The organism is Bradyrhizobium sp. (assembly GCF_049586575.1).
Lineage (GTDB): Bacteria > Pseudomonadota > Alphaproteobacteria > Rhizobiales > Xanthobacteraceae > Bradyrhizobium.
The window spans coordinates 1-6,869 of record NZ_JBAVCF010000378.1; the positions used below are offsets into that span (position 1 = coordinate 1).

A 6,869-nucleotide genomic window follows, 5' to 3' on the forward strand; every position below is an offset into this window, starting at 1 on the left:
TCGATCGCCCAGCCGGGCAGCGACGAGGGCATAAAAAGCTGGACTCAGCGAGCTACCATGCGCGGTGCGAGGCTCGTAATAGCGGAAGTTTGCCTCGTGTACTGCGATTGACCATTTTTCCCACAGCAGCGCGCTCAATGCCACAACATCCGCCTGCTTGATCGCCTTCGAGTGGCGGATGCGTTCTGGTCCAAGGCACATATCAATCGGCGTCCCGCGGCCCCGCTGCGCGGCGACATCGACCTCTTCGAGCTGGAAGTAGCCTGCAAACTGCTCGAAGAGCTTGGTTGCTGGATCGAGGCCTGTCACCAGTATCCTCGCCAGCGCGCGCCACGTCCCGGGTTCGGTTCCGGCAAGGTGAAGGCCGGTGCATAGCCGCTTCCAGTCGACGACCTGCTCGCGCTGCAGGATCTCGATGGTGTCCGCGGCACGTTCGAGGTTAAAAATCGCCATTGCGTTGGTGAACGCGTTGTCGTCCACCATTTCGTGATATTCATCGGGGCCGATCACTTGCCGGATGTGGGCACGACCGTCAGGCTCGACTTGCGCCCGGCTCGCCCAAAAGCGAGCCGTCTCCACGAGGATCTCGGCGCCGGCTTCCAGCATGAAGGAGTCGTCCGCCGACGCGCGCCAATACTGCCAGACGGCGTACGCAATGTCGGCGCTAATGTGGTGCTCTCGGTCCCCTGTAAGGATCGTTACAATCCGGCCATCGGGCAGGACCGCGCGTCTCGGAGTTGTCTCATCGCCGGTATCGGCAGATTCCCACGCATACAGGGCTCCTTCATAGCAGTGCTCCTTGGCTTTTCGCCGCGCGGCCTCCAGCGTGTGGTACCGATACATCAGGAGAGCCCGTGCCGTCGGAGGGTCGGTGAGAATATAAAACGGCAGCATGTAGATATCTGTGTCCCAAAAGACGTGACCTCGATACGCTTCTCCCGTAAGGCCCCGGGCACCAACCGAAACATGCTCGTCGGCAGAATTGGCAGCCGCGATCAGGTGATAGGTCGCGAAGCGGAGCGCGCGTTGAGCCTCGTCGTCTCCTACGATCCAAACCTCGGCTTCTTCCCATCGACGACGCCACGCGTTGACATGTGCCGCCCCGGCCGTTCGAAAGCCATGGGGGCCGATCGAGGCGATGTGATCCCGCGCCGCCTTCGCAGGATTCGCAACATCACGTGACGTGAAGACGGCGAAGATGCGATCGAACCGCATGGTTTCGCCGAGCGTCGCCTCCCATGACCACCGCTCCTCACGGCCGTCTGGTCCCGTCTCATGGCGCGGCGGTACCGAGGAGCCAAGGCTGCGCACCTCCGATGCTGTGGCGATTCCGATCTCTCTGCCGGCAACACGCATTAGCAAGGCGCCGGACTCGGCAACGACCTCCTCGACGTCGGTGCCCGCCGCATCCGAAGCGAAAAGACGTGCCGTGAGGCTGATCTTCCCTGCGTAGTTTTCAGCCGTTATCGCCACGGATTGCAGCAGCACGTGCCGATCGGCGAGGGAGGTTAGCTGAAAATACCTCAATCGAGTGACGCGACCGCTCGGGTCTTGGTGGCGCCATTCCCGCCACAGAACGCCACGGCGAAGGTCAAGTCCTCGTCGGTGCGCGAGCGCGCGGCCCGCCTCAAGCGACAATCGTTCTTCTTCCACCTTCACTTCGATGTGGGTCCAGTCGGGTAGCACTGCCAGCCTCGGCCCGAGATCTCCGTCCGGAACAAAGACTCCGGCCACAAAGGTCGATGGGTGCGAGAATCTTGTGCCCTCGGCGATCGAAGCTCTTATGCCGAGATATCCATTGCCAATAGCAAAGAGCGACTCAATTTCACGCTCTCGCGCTGGGTTCACACCGTCTTCAACCAATAGCCACCCCGGATCCGCAGCCGGGGAAAGCAAGAAATCGCTCGTATCGGCCAAGCAATTAGACACCGGCATCTGACCTGCTCTGTCCAACAGATTACAGCTCACGCCTATCACAGCATCGGAATATTGATTCTGATCAACATCCGTAGTCGGTAGCAGCACTTGAGCCAAATCAAAGCGGGTTAGTTCAGCTAGATTAACGTATCAAAAATCATTCTGGTGGCATTGCCGATGCGTATCGCTCAGATTGCCCCACTTTATGAACGCGTCCCACCCAGGCTTTATGGCGGTACGGAACGCGTCGTTTGTTTTTTGACCGAAGAGCTCGTGCGCCAGGGACACGACGTCACCCTGTTTGCCAGCGGCGACTCCCAGACGTCGGCCAGGCTCGTGCGCTGCGGTGACACAGCGTTGCGCTTCAATCCTGCAGTGTGCGATGCGTTGCCTTACCACATGATCATGTTGGACGAGGTCCGCCGCAGGATCGACCAATTCGACATTCTTCACTTCCACATCGATATAATTCACGCCGCGCTGGTCCACGATTTCGCCGATCGGACTCTTACCACGCTGCATGGCCGACTGGATTCACCCGATCTTGCGCCCTTCTACGCGGCCTTTCGAGATCTTCCTCTTGCCTCGATCTCGAATGATCAGCGGGGATACCTGCGTCATGCGAACTGGCTTGGCACCGTCTATCATGGCCTTCCTCCCGACCTCCTTTCGTTTCGCTTGAATCCGGATGGCTATCTTGCATTCCTCGGTCGCATTTCACCCGAGAAGCGTCCCGATTTGGCGATTGAGATCGCAGCAAGGAGCCGGATGCCGCTCAAGATCGCGGCAAAGGTGGACCGAGCAGATCAGGCATATTGGGAAGCGAAGATCCGCCCGATGGTCGAGGGCAATCCCAACGTCGAGTTCATCGGAGAAATCGGCGAAGCCGACAAGGCATGCCTTCTTGGCGGGGCCACCGCCCTGTTGTTTCCGATCGATTGGCCGGAGCCATTCGGTCTGGTCATGATCGAGGCAATGGCATGCGGTACGCCCGTCATTGCATATCGACGCGGTTCTGTTCCGGAGGTCATTGAGGAGAACGTCTCAGGCTTCGTCGTCGATACAATCGATGAGGCAGTAACAGCGGTTCGGCGAATCGGAGACCTGGATCGCGTCAAGGTGCGCGCCGAATTCGAGCGTCGCTTCACAGCTGAGCGAATGGCGTGCGACTATGTCCGCATTTACCGACAGCTTCTCGCTGCACATGGCCGACACGTCAAGGCTACGACGCTGAACGGAAGGCACATCGCGTCGCAGGCGGTTCGGACATCACGATCGGCTACACTCGTGGATGACGCTGAGGCACACCCCTTAATCTATCAAGCTGAATAGTTCTCTCCTCGGCGAACTTCGGCCGAGTGATGATTGTCGAGCGACAGCCTGGCCAACACTGTGTCCTGCCAGTTTGGGAGGTCCGGAGAAGCGGTTCGTCAAAACATTCCTGAGTTGGAGGCAAAAATGCACTTTTTCTCCACCTACGCCAGCATGGGCTTCGCAGACGCTGTTGCCGCTGCGAAGGAGGCCCTCAAGCGTGAAGGATTCTCGATCCTGGCTGAAATCGACATGCGCCAGGTATTAAAAAGGCATCTCTCCGTCGATTTGCGTCCCTATCTTATTCTAAGCGCCTTTAACCTCCCGCTAGTACACCGGGCCATCGAGGCCGACGATGCGATCGGGTCGATGCTGCTTTGCGATATGGTCATTCAGGAGCATGGCGACAGCTGCGTTGAATTCTCCGTCGTGGATCCAGCCTGCACGATAGGAACGGTCAACCACGTTGTGATAATCTCGATCGCCGAAGAGCTGCAATCGCTGGTGCAAAAGGTAATGGACGATATCGAGGCGGCCCCCAAATTCCATCGCGCCGCATAGGCTCGCAGGCTTGATCTCAACCGAGTAGTAGTCGACTCAGATTAACGGCAGCAGGACGAAATCGCCGTCGGAGCTCACCCGGTGATAATCGCCGATTTAGCGCTGTAGCTCAAACGGTGGGTTTTGGTCTAGGAAGGTCGAAAATGCTTCATCTTTCAATGGGGATTGACTGACTCCCTCTCCGCCAGACCATGACTGGCATCGATCGCCTTCACGGATGGCCGGCGCCAGCGGCGATTTCTTTGACACGGTCCAACGTTATCCCGCGATGCTGCTCTACCGCGAGTGGATATTCGGTCGGCTGTAGGACAATACGCGGGCGCAAAGTGCCAGACCGGAGAAATATGTTGCAGCGGATTTCGCTCGGTTCGGGGTAACCGTTTATCCAGGTACTGAGCCATCCGAAACGCGGCGGTTCGTCTGGAGCGATCTGAGATGTCCACCGGGCGAGGATATAGTGGAAGCTCTCTTCGGATACTGAAACCCAAACGCCCCAAACCAGGCTCCCGGAACTGCCGGACACTGGTATTTCCAAGCAGCCTCGAACATAGCGTTCAGTATTGTCGATGGTGCAGACATCATCGGTGAGCTTGGCTCGGCTGGCGCGTTCGGCATCGGGGAGTCCAAGCCAATTGCGCGGCGCTGCAAATCCGTAGTCCATTGGGAGGGGGTTGAAAGTCCGACCGCAGCAACCGCAAGTCCATGTTGTGATTCACAGCGTCCTCTCCGCCCCTCTCTGCTCGATTCCTACGGTACCATCATTGCTACCGGGTCGTGTCGTCATCGTCGGAATTTCGCAGCAATGACACACGCCCGCCTCCTGCTGGCCAGTGGTGCGCGGTGAACGATGACGATATCGAACGGAGCGGGCTTACTCGTGCCCGCCTCGATCATGCGCTGGAACTCGGGGCGGCGGTCATTCGTGGCGGAAGCGCCGGACTCGACGTAGGTCTCGACAAGCTGGTAGCCGCGTGCGGCACAGTACGCTTCGCCTTGCCGCTTCTGATCGGGAATCGAGACGTCGTGCTCGGCCTGCCGCGCCGTGGAGACGCGCAGATACAACGCAGCACGCAATGGCACGGTCGTCGCGATTGTCCTCTTAGATCATCAGTGCGGCCCGAACAGTTCATCGAAGAGATGCCGAACCATGCCTCGAACACATCGGACTCAGCGTCGCTGATAGGCACAGGGTCGGCCAATCGTCCGTGACGGTCCACGCCGATAGGTCGTGCTTGGGCGGGCGCCCGATGCGCGGCCAGGACTTCGGCTCGATGTAAAGATCGTCGGGCAGAACGCCCAAGCGGTCGCGTGGTCGGGACATTCCGTCAGCATCGCGCGAAGCGACAACAAGCTGAACGTCCCAATTCTAACCGCCGGTACGCTGGACACCATTGCTCGTCAGGCCATCTGCTTAGTCTTCGGTGAGACGGCCAGTCCGAGAAACACGAGCACCGCCTGATTGAGTCTCAGGATATCCTCATCGTCCAACCTGCCGACGCGCGCGCCAACCTTGGTCTTGGGGACGGTGGTGATCTTATCCACCATCAGGCGGCACGTCGTGCGCAAGCCATTGCGCTCGTTCGGCTCGACTGGCAGGCGGAACAAGGGTGCTTCGGTTTCGTCAGTGGTGAAGGCGCAAATCGTGATCGAGTCGGTCGCGTCGAAGCTGTCGTCCTGAACAATGACGACCGGGCGTGGCTTCCCGGCGTAGTCTTTGCCGCCGGCGACGGTCCAGATGTCGCCGCGCATCATTCATCGCCCCAATCCGATACCGCGTCGATGAACGCCTGATCCTCATGGGCATGCGCGCTCGTGGCCACGGCCAACGACTGGCGATGCGCCTCTGACCGGAAGGACGGCGCGCGCACGTCCGGCACCCAAATCTGGATCGGGCGCAGCCCCTGCGCGCGCAGCCGCTCGCGATGTTGCCGTACCTTCGTGCGGGAAGGCTTGGGCTTTGATGCCGGGGCCATGACGATTCTCCGAATAGGTTACATGTAACCTACCACGAGCTGAGGGGTTTGGCCAGCTCCTTTGCCTGAGGCCCCTTCACCGCCGCTGACACCCACAGATGGCGCCCGGCGCGTTGATATCATTGAGGTTTCGACCGGAAGCGCCAGCAGAGGGTGTTCGGCGGAGTCTAAAAAACTCAATGTGTTCAGAGACATCCGACCGGCAGACGGCCAGCCTTTTCCCTTGCCGTCCACTCTCCGTGCTTTCGAGACCCATCGCGCTTACGCTATGACGTGGTCCAGCCCGATCGCCGTTGCAAAGGAACTTTTGTGTACCGCATCAATCCCGAGACCGGAGAAGTCCTCGTTCCTCACCTCTTCGAAGACGGCGCTTATGGCGCAGCCGATCCCAGCCTCGGCAACAGGCGGCACCACATCGCAAACAGGGTCGTCGCTAGAAGTATCGAGGAGCTGAAGGGGTTTCTCAGCAAGGGCTGGCCCATCTGGATGTCGATCCGCGGGACGAGGGATCGTCGTTTGATTTCTAAAGGAATCATCGATGCAGATCCGCCGAGGGACAGATCCGTCCCCTTTGTTAATCCGGAGGTCAAGGTTGTCGCTGCACGCGGCGTCGCCGGAACGGTGGAAAATAGATCCATCGTGCCGCCCCACGCTCCCGTAGCACGGGCGATAGAACCAGTCGCTAGCAGCGCGTCCGAGTACTTGCGGATTATTGCCTCTCTGTCGCCGGCGGAGGTCGCTGCCGAAACGGACAATCCTCGCAGGCTCCGAATGGGCACACACATCCATAAGCTAAAGCGCCTTGATATCGCCTACGCTCCGTTCGACCATATCAATACTGGGGCGGACATCGTGATCGTTGGCATCACGCCGGGGAAGCAGCAAATGCGCGAGGCCATCGATGAAGCCCGCCGGGCGATGATGCTCGGTCTGTCGGACGCAGAGGTGCTCGCACGCGCCAAAGTCTATGCGAGCTTCGCCGGATCGATGAGGACCAATCTCGTCAAGCTGATGGATGCCGTGGGGGTGAACCGCCTGCTCGGAATCGCCTCAACGGCAAGCCTTTGGGGAGAGGATAGCCATCGCGCCCATTTCACGTCTGCGCTC

6 protein-coding genes and 2 pseudogenes are annotated in these 6,869 nt (G+C 59.4%); 3 read left to right on the forward strand and 5 right to left on the reverse strand.

Annotation, left to right across the window (positions count from 1 at the left end; genetic code table 11):
- On the reverse strand, positions 1-1,935 hold a 1,935-nt coding region (locus WB528_RS15005), incomplete at its 3' end, for a glycoside hydrolase family 65 protein (protein ID WP_423889203.1).
- Positions 1,936-2,094: 159 nt separating this feature from the next.
- Between WB528_RS15005 and WB528_RS15010 the strand changes: the two genes are divergently transcribed.
- Positions 2,095-3,249 carry a glycosyltransferase family 4 protein gene (locus tag WB528_RS15010; protein WP_423889204.1) on the forward strand — a complete coding sequence of 385 codons (1,155 nt, stop codon included), beginning with the start codon at positions 2,095-2,097 and terminating at the stop codon, positions 3,247-3,249.
- Positions 3,250-3,282: 33 nt separating this feature from the next.
- A complete protein-coding gene (locus tag WB528_RS15015) occupies positions 3,283-3,789 on the forward strand; it encodes a DUF302 domain-containing protein (protein WP_423889205.1) in 507 nt (168 codons plus the stop codon).
- Positions 3,790-4,000: 211 nt separating this feature from the next.
- On the opposite strand, the gene WB528_RS15020 is transcribed toward WB528_RS15015, so the two are convergent.
- The 4 genes and pseudogenes from WB528_RS15020 to WB528_RS15035 form a co-directional block, all read right to left on the reverse strand.
- Positions 4,001-4,501, reverse strand: a complete 501-nt coding sequence (locus WB528_RS15020) for a DUF2199 domain-containing protein (protein WP_423889208.1) — start codon at positions 4,499-4,501, stop codon at positions 4,001-4,003.
- A 128-nt stretch (positions 4,502-4,629) separates the two neighbouring features.
- Positions 4,630-4,881, reverse strand: a pseudogene (locus tag WB528_RS15025) (recombinase family protein); the annotation flags it as partial.
- Positions 4,882-5,187: 306 nt separating this feature from the next.
- Positions 5,188-5,541 carry a type II toxin-antitoxin system PemK/MazF family toxin gene (locus WB528_RS15030; protein ID WP_423889206.1) on the reverse strand — a complete coding sequence of 118 codons (354 nt, stop codon included), beginning with the start codon at positions 5,539-5,541 and terminating at the stop codon, positions 5,188-5,190.
- Positions 5,538-5,762, reverse strand: coding sequence for an antitoxin MazE family protein (locus WB528_RS15035; RefSeq protein ID WP_423889207.1), 225 nt, complete (start codon positions 5,760-5,762; stop codon positions 5,538-5,540). The genes WB528_RS15030 and WB528_RS15035 overlap by 4 nt, the downstream gene beginning before the upstream one ends.
- 309 nt (positions 5,763-6,071) lie before the next feature.
- Between WB528_RS15035 and WB528_RS15040 the strand changes: the two are divergent.
- Positions 6,072-6,869: pseudogene (locus WB528_RS15040) on the forward strand (hypothetical protein); the annotation flags it as partial.